General features: G+C 34.8%; 15 protein-coding genes. All 15 read right to left on the reverse strand.

Annotated elements, in window-relative coordinates; genetic code table 11:
• Positions 1 to 368: 368 nt before the first annotated feature.
• Complete coding sequence (locus ACTCDL_RS01610) at positions 369 to 1,205, reverse strand: MBL fold metallo-hydrolase (protein ID WP_463173513.1); 837 nt, start codon at positions 1,203 to 1,205, stop codon at positions 369 to 371.
• Between the two features lie 32 nt (positions 1,206 to 1,237).
• A complete protein-coding gene (locus ACTCDL_RS01615; RefSeq protein ID WP_463173515.1) occupies positions 1,238 to 1,552 on the reverse strand; it encodes a cupin domain-containing protein in 315 nt (104 codons plus the stop codon).
• Positions 1,553 to 2,128: 576 nt separating this feature from the next.
• Complete coding sequence (locus tag ACTCDL_RS01620; RefSeq protein ID WP_463173516.1) at positions 2,129 to 2,821, reverse strand: hypothetical protein; 693 nt, start codon at positions 2,819 to 2,821, stop codon at positions 2,129 to 2,131.
• Between the two features lie 274 nt (positions 2,822 to 3,095).
• Positions 3,096 to 4,454, reverse strand: a complete 1,359-nt coding sequence (locus ACTCDL_RS01625; RefSeq protein WP_463173517.1) for a TolC family protein — start codon at positions 4,452 to 4,454, stop codon at positions 3,096 to 3,098.
• A gap of 156 nt (positions 4,455 to 4,610) precedes the next feature.
• A complete protein-coding gene (locus ACTCDL_RS01630; RefSeq protein ID WP_463173519.1) occupies positions 4,611 to 5,837 on the reverse strand; it encodes an HlyD family secretion protein in 1,227 nt (408 codons plus the stop codon).
• A complete protein-coding gene (locus ACTCDL_RS01635) occupies positions 5,837 to 6,502 on the reverse strand; it encodes an ABC transporter ATP-binding protein (protein ID WP_463173520.1) in 666 nt (221 codons plus the stop codon). Before ACTCDL_RS01635 ends, ACTCDL_RS01630 begins: the two co-directional genes overlap by 1 nt.
• A 98-nt stretch (positions 6,503 to 6,600) precedes the next feature.
• Positions 6,601 to 9,099, reverse strand: coding sequence for an ABC transporter permease (locus tag ACTCDL_RS01640; protein WP_463173521.1), 2,499 nt, complete (start codon positions 9,097 to 9,099; stop codon positions 6,601 to 6,603).
• A gap of 362 nt (positions 9,100 to 9,461) precedes the next feature.
• Positions 9,462 to 10,205, reverse strand: coding sequence for an MBL fold metallo-hydrolase (locus ACTCDL_RS01645; RefSeq protein ID WP_463173522.1), 744 nt, complete (start codon positions 10,203 to 10,205; stop codon positions 9,462 to 9,464).
• Between the two features lie 100 nt (positions 10,206 to 10,305).
• A complete protein-coding gene (folK, locus tag ACTCDL_RS01650) occupies positions 10,306 to 10,791 on the reverse strand; it encodes a 2-amino-4-hydroxy-6-hydroxymethyldihydropteridine diphosphokinase (protein WP_463173523.1) in 486 nt (161 codons plus the stop codon).
• Between the two features lie 250 nt (positions 10,792 to 11,041).
• The gene (gene folB, locus ACTCDL_RS01655; RefSeq protein WP_463173524.1) at positions 11,042 to 11,404 is read right to left on the reverse strand and encodes a dihydroneopterin aldolase; all 363 of its coding nucleotides are present in this window, start codon (positions 11,402 to 11,404) and stop codon (positions 11,042 to 11,044) included.
• A 168-nt stretch (positions 11,405 to 11,572) separates the two neighbouring features.
• A complete protein-coding gene (gene folP / locus ACTCDL_RS01660) occupies positions 11,573 to 12,361 on the reverse strand; it encodes a dihydropteroate synthase (protein WP_463173525.1) in 789 nt (262 codons plus the stop codon).
• Positions 12,362 to 12,442: 81 nt separating this feature from the next.
• Positions 12,443 to 13,009 (reverse strand): GTP cyclohydrolase I FolE, encoded by a 567-nt coding sequence (folE, locus tag ACTCDL_RS01665; protein WP_463173526.1) that lies wholly within the window; start codon positions 13,007 to 13,009, stop codon positions 12,443 to 12,445.
• Positions 13,010 to 13,777 (reverse strand): aminotransferase class IV, encoded by a 768-nt coding sequence (locus ACTCDL_RS01670; RefSeq protein ID WP_463173528.1) that lies wholly within the window; start codon positions 13,775 to 13,777, stop codon positions 13,010 to 13,012.
• Positions 13,767 to 15,116, reverse strand: coding sequence for an aminodeoxychorismate synthase component I (gene pabB, locus ACTCDL_RS01675; protein ID WP_463173529.1), 1,350 nt, complete (start codon positions 15,114 to 15,116; stop codon positions 13,767 to 13,769). The genes ACTCDL_RS01670 and pabB overlap by 11 nt, the downstream gene beginning before the upstream one ends.
• A complete protein-coding gene (locus tag ACTCDL_RS01680; protein WP_463173530.1) occupies positions 15,109 to 15,696 on the reverse strand; it encodes an anthranilate synthase component II in 588 nt (195 codons plus the stop codon). The genes pabB and ACTCDL_RS01680 overlap by 8 nt, the downstream gene beginning before the upstream one ends.
• Positions 15,697 to 15,753 lie beyond the last annotated feature (57 nt).

Raw genomic sequence — 15,753 nt, forward strand, 5'->3', positions numbered from 1 at the left:
ATAAAATAAAATTTGGAGTGTTTATTTTATTTTTTCGCAGTTTAATCATATATATGGCATTAAAGATTTAACATTTCAATTAGCTATGGGTTTTAACCCATAGCTTCTGTAGGACTCATAATATCGCCACAGGTTAAAACACTGTGGCTAATGATTCTTTTTCGCCGTATATATATAACAATTAAAAAACAAAATGTCCCAAGGATAAATCTGGGAAATATATTGTTTTCTGTTGGATTATATTAAATGCTAAAAAAGAAATAGATAAGATAAAAGGTAAAAAAATCTTTGCAAATCAGAAAAAGGCGTTAAGTCTTTCCGAAATAGCTTTTGACCTTATATTTCTAATTAAATTTAATATATAAAATTTAATCAAACACTAACTCCAATCCCACGCCTACTTCTCTAACTTTTGCTACCTGTGCTAGCTCAATCTTACTTTGCAAATCAGTACAATGGCAGGGATATAACCCTCTTAAATTCAACTTAGCTATGTACTCCTTAGTCTTCTCCAACCGCTCAAAACTAGGATTTAACAGATGAAAGCCTCCAATAATCTCACTTACTTCCTCAACTCCAGTCAGCTTCTTAGCCTGCTCAACTATATTACAGATACCAGCATGAGAACATCCAGTAATAATAACTAAACCCTCTGTTGAGATAAATACCAGTGACGAATCATCTAATAGGTAATCATCAACCTCTAAATCTGCTGACTTCCTAGTCCCTATAGGATTATTTTCTTCAAATTTAAATTCCAGTGGAATCTCTCCTAAGAAGAACAGCTTATCTGTCAGCCAAATCGGCTCTTTACTTAGCTTTAATGAGAATACACTTTCAATAAACTCCTCTGATAGATTAGCCCCTATCGGAGTATTGTCTACATATTTAGGCTGAAAGACCAAGGGGTGTGCTATTAATTGAGGACTCTTTATCACTTCACCTTCAATCTCACTCTCTATATACTTACGAACAAGGGGCTCTAATCCCCAGGTATGGTCAAGGTGCCCATGGGACAAAACTATATAATCAACATCCAATAAATCCAAATTCATCTTAGTTGCATTTTGAATAAAAACATCGGAGTATCCCGCATCAAATAAGAGCTTGACCCCTTCACTTTCAATATAAAAAGAGATTCCAGGTTCACCAATAAAATATCTATCAGTTAAAGTATTATTATCAATCAGAACAGTTAATTTCACCTTCCCACCTCCTAGCTATTTTTTATAATCTATTAAGACTCAATTGTCATTCCAATCATCTTTAATAGTTGATTAGCTTCATTCCAGACAGAATGAAGTTTTTGGCCAGGTACTAGAATTGATTCATCACTTCCTACTCTTATCTTTTCCCCTTCAATCTCAATGCTAGCAGAGCCTTCCACTACAATAAAGAAATGATCATGGGAATGGGTATGACTAGGCTTGGGTCCCCCACCATCACTTTCAATATGTGCTACCGAAGAATCTAAAACTCTTCCTTCAACCTCTCCAAATAATTTTTTAGCTTTAAATTTAAAATGATTCGGTGGAACTATAAAATCTGACATTTATCTTAGCCCCCTAAATAATATTTATCAACTTTTAAATTTTAAATCGAATAAATATACAAGTTATTTATCTTATCAAACAAAATATACCAATATTATACCATGTTAAACCTTTACCTTCCACTAAATAACAATCATACTTACAAACTCTTACATTATATAGATAATCAAAAAGAAAAAAGCCAATTCCCAAATAGAGAATCGACCATAAAATCTCAATATTATATTTTGATTTACAACTATAGCAAATACTAACTTAGGAAAAGTAAGCGGAATTTAATATTAATCAAGTCTCACTATAAACAACTAAAATCAAATACCTATATAGAAACTAATAAAAACAGATATAGCGTTTTTCCTTACTAGACAGCCATATACTGAAAACTTTTTATGTTTGAGCTGTAAGCGAGTTTAAAAGTTTTCTTGATTTTTTGGTTACTTTTTTATCAAGAAAAAACGTAACTCGCCCTTAGGCGAAACCTAAGCACAGAAAATATAATTAACTATAGTAATATAATTACTCCTACAAAATCAAAACCAAATCATATTAAAATTTGAAATGATATTTCAAACAACTCACATTCCGAAATTAATCCGTAAACTCACACTTCCCCCCTCAAACTCATCCAAATCATATTCACTCAAGCCCCAACCATCATCTAAATCATAACTCATGAAATATCCTAAGGAACAATCTATTCCTATAACTGGTGTTAACTGATGATGAAGATTGATAGTAGGCTCCAATAAGAGAAAATCCTTCTCTAAAATCCTACCATTTAAAAAATCACCATTATGATGGACCAATTCTAATCTACTACGTCCATATCCTATCCCTGTGCCGATAGAGATATCTGTATTCTTCTTCATATAAATACCCCGTTGATAGATAAGACCACCATAAGTCAAGGATAACTCAACCCTTTCACCATTAGTACCTCTACTCCGATTTCTGCCATGGAGGAGATAGGCACCATAAATATTCCCGTTTCTGACTCCTCCTACCCCCTCAATTCCATAAAGCATCATCGGCTCATCTAAAGCAGGAAAGTCCACATCAGCAGCAGCTAATAGGTCATTTATCTGATCTAAATTCAACTCCAATCTCTCTACTTTCAATCCAACTCCTGCCCTAATATAGAGGGGCAGTTCATTGTTCATATCCACCTCTACTATCTGACCAGACTCCTCCAACTCTTCATAACTGTCAGCAAAAGCAGGTACAGAGAGCAGGATTACAGCAAATATTATCATTAATAACCTCTTCATCAAAGTCACCTCTATATATGATTATCCAATTTTAACGCTATATAATGATATTGCGACACTTTCGTGTCAGGAATCGGGAATCTGGAATCAGTCTGTTTTACTGATAACTGGTTCCTGACTGCTGATTCCTAAAACAGTCCCAATCTCCCCATTAAGTCTAATTTCAAAGTGTTTATCTCTATCAAACTCCATTAATAGATTTCTAGCTTAAACACCTTCTTCCTTCCAGCAAGTTTATCCATTAAAACCATTGGATAAATCTTTGTATTACTTTCTACTCAACTCCCATTAATAGCTTAATCTGATAGACCTGCTTATTATAGTTAACTAAGCTATTAATATAATCAATTCTCTCCTCTTCTAAATCAACCTGTTGACTAAGTAATTCATCGATAGAAATCAGACCAGATTTATACTTATAATCTGCAATCCTTAACTTCTCCTCTAAATTGGCTATAGCCTTCTTATAAATAGACAGCTTAACTTGATAGTCTTCTAACTTGACAAAAGCATAATCAACATCAAAGCTTATATCCTCTCTAATCTCTTCTAATTCCTTGCTCAATCTAGTCAACTCAATTTTAGACTTCTTAATATCCTGCTTCTGCTGCTTCTTATCATAATTATTAAAGTTATAATCTAACTTCATCGCTACTCGATAATCACTCTCATAGTCATCATTATCCTTCTCCCAAGCTGCTCCTCCAAGTACTCTCAAATCAAAATCTCTATCCTTCTCTAGCTTATCAATCAAATCTTCTTCCTTCTTCTGCTTTATACTTAAGATATCTATCTCTAACTCATTACTACAAGCTATCTTCTTAGCTTCTTCTGCTAATGTATTAAATTTTAAAATCAATTCACTATCAGCAAAGCGAACCTGCTCTGATAAGTCCACCTTCAATTCTCTCGCTAAATCTTTCCAAGCCACTCTATATTCAGAATTCAGTTGCTTCAAATCTAATTCGTTCTCTTCTACTTGAAGTTTGGCTTCCTGCTTGTCAAGTTCAAGAACTCGACCTGTCTCAACTCTTGCCTTAACAATCTTCAATGTAGCTTGACTCTTCTTTAAAGACTCTTCTTTAACCTTAATCTCTTCTCCCAACTCAATTACTTTATAATATTTATCGATAACCTCTTTCTTTAACTCATCTCTTGACTCCTTGACCTTCTCCTCTGCTTCTAAAAGTGCCAGTCTCTTTTCCATCAGCCCCTGCTTATAATCATCTTCAAGGTCATAATCCTTTAATAGATAATGGTTATAAGTTAAGCTACCTCCACTCCCCTCTAACTCAAAATTATCATCACTATCCTTCTCCAATAATTTTTGTCTTAGAGTCAAGTTATCATCAGCTGAAAAGTTCTTAGTCAAAGAAAGCTTAGTTAAATCATTACTTCCTCCTTCTAAGCCATCCCACTTATCACCATCTTCCTCCCAGAGACTATAATCACTTGCTACATTAATCTCCACTTCTTTGCCAAAATGCTTCTGATATAACTCTAAATCTACTCTCTTCTCTTGATATAACTTTTGAAGAGCCTCTAACTCTGTGTCCTTATCTAAAGCCAAGTCTATGGCATGCTCTAAAGTTAAAACCCCTAAAGAATCATTAGCAAATACTGAACTGGACATCAAGAGGATTACTATTATTAACAGAAATATCTTCTTCACAATTCTTCGCCATCTCAGCTAAAACATCTGATATGGCTTCCCCCTTCCTAATACTACATTCAATTACCAGTATATTGAGCTAAATTACTTAAATATCCACTATAAATTCTAAACTCTCTATTTAACTATCTCTACATCCACATTGAAGTTTGGCAATAAAAAGTCATCATAATCATCTATAGAAACTTCAATAAGTACTATAGTCTCTCCCCCATCCTTGATAGCCATATTTGATACTCTCATCACCTTGCCGTGATACTTCCTCTTAGAGTCTGCTAAAGGTACAATAGTAGCTTCAGCCCCTACCTTGATATCTTTAATGAACTCTTCTGGAACCTCTGCTTCTACCATCACTGTAGATAAATCCATAATATCCAATAGCTTATCCTTATAATCACTACCGATTATATCACCATCTACTACCTCAAGGTTATGAACAACCCCATGGTCTATATCTACTACTACCTTCTCTCCTGCTAAATAACTCTTCGCAAATAATTTATCCTCTAAAACCTTAATATCACTCTCTAAATTCTTAATCTCAATCTTCTTAGCCAAAGAGTCCTTCTCCAACATAGAACGATTCTCTTTCAAAGATAACTTCAAAGAAACTATCTTATTCTCCTTTAGTTCAAGTTCTTTCTGCAAATTTTCAATCTCATCTCTCTTATCCTCTTTTAATTTCTTCAATGAAATCTCTAAATTAACTAGATTTTCATCCTCTTGATCATACTTCTTCTCAAATTGGTCAAACTCATATTGAGGGATAGCACCTACTGCTAATAAATGCTCTTTATCGGCTAATTCTTTCTTTACCTGCTGATATAATTTTTTAGCAAATTTAATTTCACTCAATAACTTCTGGATATCTGCGCTACTTTCGTTCCTCAGCTCATTTCTTTTTCTAGTCAGCTTCTCTTTGTCCTGTTGATATAAAGACTCTTGAGTCTTTAATTGAGCTTGCAAGTCTCTAATATTTATCTCAGACTGCTCTTTGATAGATTCTAGCTCCTTTTTAGCAAGCTCCAGTGCTTCCCTCTTATTCTCTAACTTCTCCATCATTTCCGTTAAACTTAAAGTAAGAAGTACATCCCCTTTATTAACCTTCTGCCCTTCTACTACATTCACGTGATCAACTCTAGCAGAGAAATCTAACCCAATAGTCCTTTCTTCCTTGATTTTTACTTTACCAAAGGCTTCTATTGTATCTATGACATTCTCTTTAGCTGGCTTAGTTACTGGTTTCGTTACTTCTTTGGCTTTTTTATCACCACAACCCACTATAGTTACTGTCAATAGCATTATCATTGCTAAAATTAAAATATTCTTAGTAACTACCTTCATCATTCACACACCCTTCCATCTTTTAACCTTATAATTCTCGTTCCATATTCAGCAGATCTTTCAGAGTGAGTTACCTGCACAATTGTCTTGTTCTGCTCCTGATTAATCCTTTTAAATAGCTCCATAATCTCCATTCCTGTCTTACTATCAAGGTTTCCAATAGGTTCATCAGCTAAGATAACTTCAGGCTTATTAATCAAAGCTCGAGCAATAGCCACCCTCTGCTGTTGCCCCCCTGAAAGCTCTCTTGGGGTATGCTCTCTGCGATCACTTAAACCTACAATCTCCAATATCTCATCTAAATCACCTTGATGTTCTTTCATCGCCTTGCCATCAAGCAAGATAGGCAAGAGAATATTCTCTTCTACATTGAGGTTAGGAATTAAGTTATAAAATTGAAATACAAAACCTAGCTCCCTTCTTCTCATGATACTCTCCTCTTTATCCTTCATCACTGCTAACTCTTTACCATTAACCTTGATACTCCCAGAACTAGGTTTATCCAATCCACCTAATAAATACAGAAGAGTACTCTTCCCTGAACCTGAGGGTCCCATAATAGAGACAAACTCTCCTTCTTCAATAATCAAGTTAATATTCTTTAATACCTCTACCTCTAACTCTCCCAGTTTGAAATTCTTATATAAGTTAGTAGTTTCAATCATGAATATAGTCCTCCTTTCATTATTTAGTGTTTAGTAGGAGTAGGAGTGGGTGTGTCAGTGTGAGTATAAAAAACTTATAACTCATTACTCGTCACTCATCACTCGTATTTAATAGCTTCAATAATATTTAATTTTGAAGATCTTAGAGCAGGACTAATAGAAGCTACTACCGATATAACCACCCCTAAGATTACTGCTGTAATAAACATAGTAGGAGAATAGTGCATCTTTAGACTAGTGTTATTAGCTTTAAGAACAAACTTTACTATCTCTATAAACATCCACCCACCAAAGATTCCAACTAAGCCACCGATCAAACCACTAGTCATCGTCTCTATCAATATCATCTTAATGATCTGCTCTTTACTCATTCCTATAGAACGAAGTACTGCTAAACTTCTCTTTCTACTGATAAAACTAACAATAAAATTATTAAAGACTCCAAATACTCCTATAATCATTGCTATTAAAGAAAACCCTTTAAGAATAATAAAGAGCTGATTATTTGATTCCATATTTCTAGTTTTAATACTTTTTACAGTATCAATCCAGATATAATCTCGAGCAAATTTATCTTTAATTGCTTGCTTAACCTTCTCTGGGTCTTTAGAAGTCTTTAAATAGATATCTCCATAATATTGTAAGCCCATATCCACCTTTAGATAATTTTGGGGAACCAATGCTACATCACCATCGCGCATTGCAGTATCAATGAAGCCAACAACTTGATATCTCTTCCTACCCCGTTTGGTCTTTAAAGTAAGAAATTCTCCTACTTTAATCCCTAACTTCTCCTTAAGTATATTAGTAACTAAAATTTTTCTTCCTTTTTCCATTGCCTTGATTATCTCTTCTTTATCACCACTAACATCAAAGTCCCAATAATCAAAGTACTCTTTAAAATCTACCCCATAAATTGTTTTGATTCTATAGTCTCTTCCAATAAGTGGAACATTCCATTTCTTATAACTTCCATAAGTTGCTTCTACACCATCAACAACTCTTAACCTCTGCTCTAATTGCCGATCTCCTCTCGGGTGCCACATAAAGATATCAAATTGGGCATCACCATATACACTACTTACCTCTAGGGCAACACTCTGACTTAAAGTATTGATCATCAATAGACTAGCAATCCCAATGGTCAATAACGAGATATTATTCATAATATTCTTATTGTCACGGAGATTTTTGGCTGCTAGAATACCTTCGTTACCAAAAATATAAGTATATATTCGTTCAAAAACCATTACAAATAGATTAGTAATCCTTGGAATAGAGATAATAATCCCCACCCCTACAAGTAACATACAACTAATATCTATCAACATAGCCTGTTTGCCAGTTATAAAACGAGGAATTATTAATGAAATTATTACTAAGCCTACTCCCACAATCGGCTTCCAGCTTCTCTTCTTAGACTTATTATCGATATTATTAAGAACTATATCCTTCACTGGAATCTTAGAGACCTTAATAATTGGAATCAAAGAACTGATTACAGATATAATTACTGCCGTTAAAAAAGCTGATAGCAACTGGGTTGAAGTAAAGGCCATCTCAGCATTTAACTTAGTTGATGACCACGGGTTCTTAGCCAAAACATTGGTCATACCATAAAGTATTATAAAGCCTATTCCACAACCAAGTATCCCTCCAATAACCCCATACATAAAGCTCTCTAGCAATAATAACAGATTGGTCATCTTTTTGGTAGCACCTATACTCCTAAAGGTTCCTATCATCGGCAACCTCTCCATAGTAATTACCTTAAAAGAAGTATAAATAATAAAGATACTGATGAAGATAACTAAGGGTAACATCATCATAAACGGAGCTGTAGTACTCTTGCTGTACTCCTTGATTTGAGCTCTAGTTACAGTCTTTCTAACAGTATATCTATGATACTTCTCAGAGAGGCTCTTGATTGCCTCATCTACACCAATACCTTCTCTAGTTTTTAGATAGATTTGCGAAACTCTACCTCTAGCATCATAGAGTTTAGCCAACTTCTTTCTAGGAACAACAGCTCTAATATTCTGACTTCCTGGTCTAAATAGTCCTTGAGAGACTGCAATCGCCGATACTATAAAACGATATTTGTAATCATCTACCTCTAAATCTATTTTATCACCTAAGGCTAGACCATACTTAGTGGCATCAGACCTGCCAATAATCAACTTATTCCCTACAAAAGGCTCTAACTCAGCCTGCTCTTCTATAATAATCGGATTCATCTTCTGTAAATCCCCTAATTCATAGCCCTGCAAATCAATATTGACCTTCTGATGTTCAGAGTAATTATATGAGGAACTCATATCCATAGTACCTACAACGTATTCAAATTTATCTTTCAATTGCTCTGCTTGGTAAGTATAGAAGAAATCTGAAGGTGATCTATGGTTAGCATAGATCATAATCTCTGCTGTACCAAAATACTTCTTTAAACGTTCTATCTGCATCTTCTCTACTGTACTAGAAATAGCCAAAGAAGCAAAGAATAATGCTGAAGATAGTGCGATTGAAAAGAGAATCAGAAAGGTTCTAAACTTCTTCTCTCTGATATTCTTCAATGTGAATTTTAATAGTATTCCCACTCTTACACCTCCTCTAATAAAAATAAAGTATAGAGATTGCTATAGATATGTCAACTTATGCTTTATATAAAAAAGCAACCTTTAGAAGACAGGTGGTTAGAGGTTAGAAAAAGCCAATTACCTAACCATCTAAACTCTAACCACCAAAGTAAAAACTGTCGCAATATACCCATCTTTAAATTTCAACTTTATAAATTGAAATTAAATCAAAAAGATAATATCAATCATTTACATTATATCCATCTAGAGTAAAATTGTCTAATGATTAATAATAAAAAAGACAAACCTGAGTTTGCCTCTAATAATAGTATATCGTATAAAAATATTTTTAAAAACAGATATTCAACTCTAAAATATATAAATTATAGCTTGCCTAATAACCTTAAATTCTCTAAATGAGTCTTCTTATACTTAGAAGCTAGATACTCTTCAGCTTGATTATTAATTAAACTACTAAGATAGTTTAAATTATCTTTAATCAGAGATTTGTCACTTATTTCTCCATGACCTGGAATTACAGTAGTAACTTTTAACCTTAGATATTTCTTTAAAGTCCTTTGGTAGCTCTTAATGTCCTTATCCTGCAAATAAGGTATTGGTTCCTCTAAATTATCACCAGCAAACAATATCCTATCTATCAAATCTACACAGCTAGCAGAACCACTAGTATGACCAGGGCTATAGAAGAATTTAACCCCTTCTTTATAAAAGGTTAACTCATCTGTAAAAGTATTTGTTGGAGAGATTATCTTGACTTCACCCATTCTATACTCTGAATAGAACTTTAATTCTTGCTCTGCCTTCTCAATTATATTATCTCGACAGGTTTCATGGGATAAAATTAGACTGCTACCGAAGGTACAATTACCCCAGATATGATCCCAGTCATAATGAGAATTAAAGACTATAATTGGCTTATTCCTAAAATTCATCTCAATATATCGTTTAACCTCTTTCATTGACTCTGGGCCTAAGAAAGTATCACAGACAAAGACATAATTTTCGGCATTAATCACATAAACATTCGTAGTTACTCCAAATCCTGTATCCTGTAAGTAAAAGAAGGTAAAGAGTACCCCTCTACTACCAATAGGTGTTATCTCCATTATTACTCCTCCAATTATAAGCTGCTAAATTATAGTAACAAGTGATAAATGACCAAACAAAACCTAATTATTAGTAAATTATCAAAACATCAATTTCAAATTACAAAACTTCCTTATATAATTCAACTCCATCTGTACTTTGTTCTACTATCAAATTATTAATACTCTTTCCTCCAATAATTAAATCCTCATCTAAATCAGCCAGAGGAATTAGTACAAAAGCCCTTTCTACAATTCGAGGATGGGGAATAATCAAATCATCGGTCTGCATATCTAAATCACCATATAATAAAATATCGACATCTATCGTCCTTGGTCCCCACTTTACTAGCCTTTTACGTTTAAGCTTAGCTTCAACCAACTGACAATTCTCTAATAATTCTTGAGGAGATAATCCAGTTTCTAGCTTTAAACATAAATTTAAGAAGCTATCTTGTTTATTATACCCCCAAGGCTCAGTTTCATAAACCTTCGATATCTCTAGCAAATTAGTTTTAGAAAAATCTTTAATCAAATCGATTGCCTGCTTTAAATTCTCTTCTCTATCACCTAGATTAGTACCTAAGCCTAAATATACAATTTCCATCTCAAACTCCCCTTTTAATTTCTATAATGCAGTTTAAATATAGTTATCTAACTTTAAAGTTAAATTTAAAAATCTTGTTATATAATGATAGTGCGACAGTTTTAAATATCAGTGTTAGTGGGTGTGTGAGTGTGAGTAAACCTCAATAGAAAGGCACTTCACACACACTCACACTCATAACTCACACTAACACGAAAGTGTCGCACTATACCCATTAACTTCCACTTTAAATTCACTCATCTATAACTTATTAATCTCTTCCTCTGAAAATTTCAACTCCTACATGGTCAAAGATTCCTGGAATTGGAGCTTCTGGCTTCTTGACTCTCACCATTATCTCTTCAATTTTAGTAAATTCCTTCAAAATCCTATCGGCTATCTTCTCAGCTAGAGCCTCGATCAGTTGATATCGCTCCTCTTCACATATCCCTTTAACTACTTCATAAACAAGAGCATAACTGACCGATTGATTCAGATCATCACTCTTACCAGCAGATTCTAAATCTAAATATAACTCCAAATCTATAAAGAACTTCTGCCCCAATCTATTCTCCTCTACCAACGCCCCATGATAGCCATAAAAAGATAAATCATTTAGAATAATCTTATCCATCATCTCACTCCCTCAATTAAGCCTAAGTTTAAATTTGAGTCTAAGTACGTTCTAAAAACAATTATCTTCAATAGTTGACTTAAACTCAAACTCAGACTATCCTTTGCTCTCCACTAAATCTAACTTTATTTTTTTAACTATACACTATCAACTATACACTGTTAACTGCTATCTCACTATCGCATCTGTTACCTTTGCTGCCCTTAAATTCTCTTTCACATCATGGACTCTAACTATATCTACCCCTTGCATAATCGCCATTACAGTGGTAGCCACTGTACCTGCTACCCTCTCTTTTGGTGGCAAGTCCAAGATACGACCTATCATTCTCTTTCTAGAAGCACCAAGTAAAACTGGATAGCCTAATTCCTTTAATTTTACTAGATTCCTCATAATCTCTAAATTTTCTTCTTGAGTAGTCCCAAAACCAACCCCTGGGTCTAGGATTATATTGCAATCTTTTATGCCAGCCTCCTTGGCTAGCTTAATACTCTTATTTAAAAAGTCAATCATTGCTTCCATAATATCAGTCCGCTCTTCATCACTACGGCTATTATACATGATTATTACTGGAGCATCATAATCAGCTACTACCGTAGCCATCTTCCCATCCCACTGTAAGCCCCAGATATCATTGATTATATCTACACCCAGCTCCAAAACTGCCTTGGCTACCTCTGGCTTATAGGTATCAATAGAGATTGGGACATCTACTTTATCTTTAATAGCTTTAATTACCGGTTCTAATCTTCTTATCTCCTCTTCTGCTGATACCTTCTCTGCCCCTGGTCTAGTGGATTCAGCTCCAATATCGATAATATCTGCTCCTTGCTCAACCATCTCTTGGGCACGAGAAACAGCATCCTCAATATTAAAATAGTCTCCTCCATCAGAAAAGCTATCAGGTGTAACATTTAAAATTCCCATAATATAAGTTCTCTTCCCAAATTCAAACATCTTAGCAACCCCTTTCTTAAGTGGAGTGACAGGTAATGAGTAACAAGTTAGGGTCTTAATTACTAGTTAAGTTACTAATCACTAATTACCACCCTTTATCAAATTCATTAGCTCAGCTCTAGCAGCACTATCCTCTTTAAAGATACCCCTTGCTGCCGAGGTTATCGTTCTACTTTCAGTCTTTCTAATCCCTCTCATCGTCATACACATCTGCTCTGCCTCTACTATCACTAAAACTCCAAGCGGTTCTAAGACGTTAACGATAGCATCAGCTATCATCTTGTTCATCCGCTCTTGTAATTGTAGCCTCCTAGCTACCGTCTCTACCAACCTAGCTAAACGAGAGAACCCAGTTATTCTGCCTTCCTTAGGAATATAAGCTATATGTACCTTCCCAAAAAAGGGGATTAAATGGTGTTCGCAGATAGAATAAAAGCTGATATCCTTGACCATTATCATGTCCTGATACTCTTCATCCTCAGAAAAGAACTCTAGATGCTCTTCTGGCTGCTGATTGGTACCTGATAAAATGTCTTCATACATCTCAGCCACTCGCTTAGGAGTTCTCCGCAACCCATCTCTAGTGGGGTCTTCACCGATAGCCTCTAATATATCTCGCACCGCTCTTTCTATCTTCTTCTTATCCATCTACTCCATCTCCTCTATCCCATATGCTTGATGATTAAATTCACTGACTAAGCTATCAAACAATCTATTCTGCTTGTCATACTCTATCTCTTCAATGCTTCTAACCTTCATTAAATCCATTAAACTATTAGTTAAGAAAGCAAAATCAAAATCAGCAATCTCATTTATATTAATCTTCTCCTGCTTAACTTCAATATCCAGCTTCTTAGCAATCTCAATAACCTTAGACCTGATTATCCCAGGAAGCAATCCTAATTCTTGTGCAGGTGTATATAATACTTCATCTTTGATAAAAAAGATATTAGTAATACTTCCTTCAAGTATCTTGTCATCTGTGTTTAATAAGAGAGCTTCATTATAGCCACTACCTAAAGCTTCCCGCCTAGCACAGATATTCTCCCAATAATTAGCTGTCTTATGGCGATATAAAGGGCTACTCCCTCGTTTAAAGGAAGCTACCTTAACTCTATAACCCTCTTCATAATCAGTAGCAGAGTAGTCGATATCTCTTAAAGAGAAATTATACCCCTCTGCACAGATAGTTACCCGTAAGGCTTGATACTTTACTCCTCCACTATAGTCTAGTATCTCATAGATCAGTTCTTCCTTACTCATTTCAAAGGGTACTTTAAGCTCTTCAATCGAACTATACAATCTCTCCAGATGCTCTTTTAAGAAGATAGGGTGACTATTGTAAATTTTTATCGTCTCAAATAATCCTACCCCAAACTTAGCTAATTCACTATCAAAAGCTATATTATTCTTCATAATATCCCCTAACTGTTCTTATAATAGATTCTGCTTTATCTAAAGTCTCTTGATACTCTTCTTTAGGATTTGAATCCCAAGTTATCCCACCACCAACTTGGAAGTAAATCTGATTCTTCTTCTTAATAATTGTTCTAATAGCTATATTCAAATCCAAAGAACCATCAAAGCCAAGATAACCTATAGCCCCAGTATAGACACTCCTCTGTGTAGGCTCCAATTCATCGATTATCTCCATGGCTCTTATCTTTGGTGCCCCAGTAATCGACCCTCCAGGGAAAGTAGCTTCAATCAAGTCAACCAAATCCTTATCCTCTCTCAACTCTCCTTGGACTGTTGCTACCAAATGATGGACATTAGTGTACTCCTCTAGCTCAAATAACTCAGGAACCTTGACTGTCCCTGTCCTAGAAACCTTACCCAAATCATTCCGCTCTAAATCCACTATCATCAACAACTCTGCTCTATCCTTCTTACTATTTAATAACTCTGATTTTAATGCCTCATCCTCTTGAATAGTCTTTCCCCTTGGTCTAGTCCCCTTAATAGGTCTGGTCTCTACAATCCTATCTCTAACCTGAATAAACCGCTCTGGAGAATTGGAAAGGATATCAACATCACCAAAATTTAAAAATGCTCCAAAGGGAGCAGGGCTATTTCTTCTTAAATCCCGATATAACTCATAACTTGAAACAGAAACTTCCCCTGTAAAGCGTTGGGTTAAATTAGCTTGATAGATATCACCAGACTTGATATATCTTCTTACCTGCTCAATCGTCTCTAAATAATCATCCTTTGTGAAGTTGGATTTTAAACTGATAGACTGATATTCCCCTACCTCTGAAGCTATAGTATAATTGTATTCTCTCTCATTATCTCTAATTATCTCTGTAATCTCCTCAATTTTCTCAGCCTCTTTAGCTATATTTAACTCTGGAGTTGCCAGATAAGTCTCTGCCTTCAAATGATCTACCACTATCACCCAATCATAAAAACCCATATACAATTCAGGTATTCCTATATCATCAATTGCCTTTCTAGGTAACTTCTCTATATGATGAACCAGATCATAGGATAGATAGCCTACAGCTCCTCCAATAAAAGGAAGCTCGCTATTGTTTTCAACCTTATATTTATTTAGCTCTTCTCTCAACTCTTCTAATGGATTTTTAGGGCTATCTTTAAATCTCATTACTTTAAACGGGTTAGCACTGATAAAGGAATATCTCCCTAGTCTCTTCTCCCCCATAGCACTATCCAAAATAAAGCTATGCTCTTCATCCTTAAAGATAGTATATAGTTCAAAAGCTGATAATTCACTCTCTAACTCTTTAATCATCCTCTAACGCTCCCCTAGCTTGTAGAATAAAATTATTGAGTAGTTCATGCCCTTGCTCTGTCAGAATTGCCTCAGGATGAAACTGTACTCCTTCTATCAAGTACTCTTTATGCTTAATCCCCATTATCTCTCCTACTTCACTTTCAGCAGTTATCTCTAACTCCTCTGAAAGAGTGCTTTTATCTATTAGCAAAGAATGATACCTAGTTACCCTTAAGGGATTATTTAAATCCTTAAAGACCCCTTTACTATTGTGCCTGATATGATGTACCTTGCCATGAACAGGCTCTTTTGCTTCAGTAATCTCTGCTCCAAAAGCATGTCCAATACTCTGATGCCCTAAACAGATTCCCAATATAGGAATCCTGCCCTTAAATCTATCGATTACCTCTAAAGAGATCCCTGCTTTTTGGGGAGTACAGGGACCAGGTGAGATGATTATTAACTCTGGTTGCAACTCTTCAATCTCAGCAAGGCTAATCTCATCATTTCTCTTGACTAGAACCTCTTCCTTTAATTGACCCAAAAACTGTACCAGATTATAAGTAAAAGAGTCATAATTATCTATCATTAAAATCATTTTAACACCTAATTTCTATTACATTGTCATATTATCTGATTATTATAATTTTACAAT

Source organism: Orenia sp., from assembly GCF_055140805.1.

Coding starts and splice junctions, on each gene's coding strand:
- ACTCDL_RS01615 (WP_463173515.1), bottom strand. CDS start 1,552: ATGTCAGATTTTATAGTTCCACCGAATCATTTTAAATTTAAAGCTAAA.
- ACTCDL_RS01620 (WP_463173516.1), bottom strand. CDS start 2,821: ATGAAGAGGTTATTAATGATAATATTTGCTGTAATCCTGCTCTCTGTA.
- ACTCDL_RS01625 (WP_463173517.1), bottom strand. CDS start 4,454: ATGTCCAGTTCAGTATTTGCTAATGATTCTTTAGGGGTTTTAACTTTA.
- ACTCDL_RS01630 (WP_463173519.1), bottom strand. CDS start 5,837: ATGAAGGTAGTTACTAAGAATATTTTAATTTTAGCAATGATAATGCTA.
- ACTCDL_RS01635 (WP_463173520.1), bottom strand. CDS start 6,502: ATGATTGAAACTACTAACTTATATAAGAATTTCAAACTGGGAGAGTTA.
- ACTCDL_RS01645 (WP_463173522.1), bottom strand. CDS start 10,205: ATGGAGATAACACCTATTGGTAGTAGAGGGGTACTCTTTACCTTCTTT.
- folK (WP_463173523.1), bottom strand. CDS start 10,791: ATGGAAATTGTATATTTAGGCTTAGGTACTAATCTAGGTGATAGAGAA.
- folB (WP_463173524.1), bottom strand. CDS start 11,404: ATGGATAAGATTATTCTAAATGATTTATCTTTTTATGGCTATCATGGG.
- folP (WP_463173525.1), bottom strand. CDS start 12,361: ATGTTTGAATTTGGGAAGAGAACTTATATTATGGGAATTTTAAATGTT.
- folE (WP_463173526.1), bottom strand. CDS start 13,009: ATGGATAAGAAGAAGATAGAAAGAGCGGTGCGAGATATATTAGAGGCT.
- ACTCDL_RS01670 (WP_463173528.1), bottom strand. CDS start 13,777: ATGAAGAATAATATAGCTTTTGATAGTGAATTAGCTAAGTTTGGGGTA.
- pabB (WP_463173529.1), bottom strand. CDS start 15,116: ATGATTAAAGAGTTAGAGAGTGAATTATCAGCTTTTGAACTATATACT.
- ACTCDL_RS01680 (WP_463173530.1), bottom strand. CDS start 15,696: ATGATTTTAATGATAGATAATTATGACTCTTTTACTTATAATCTGGTA.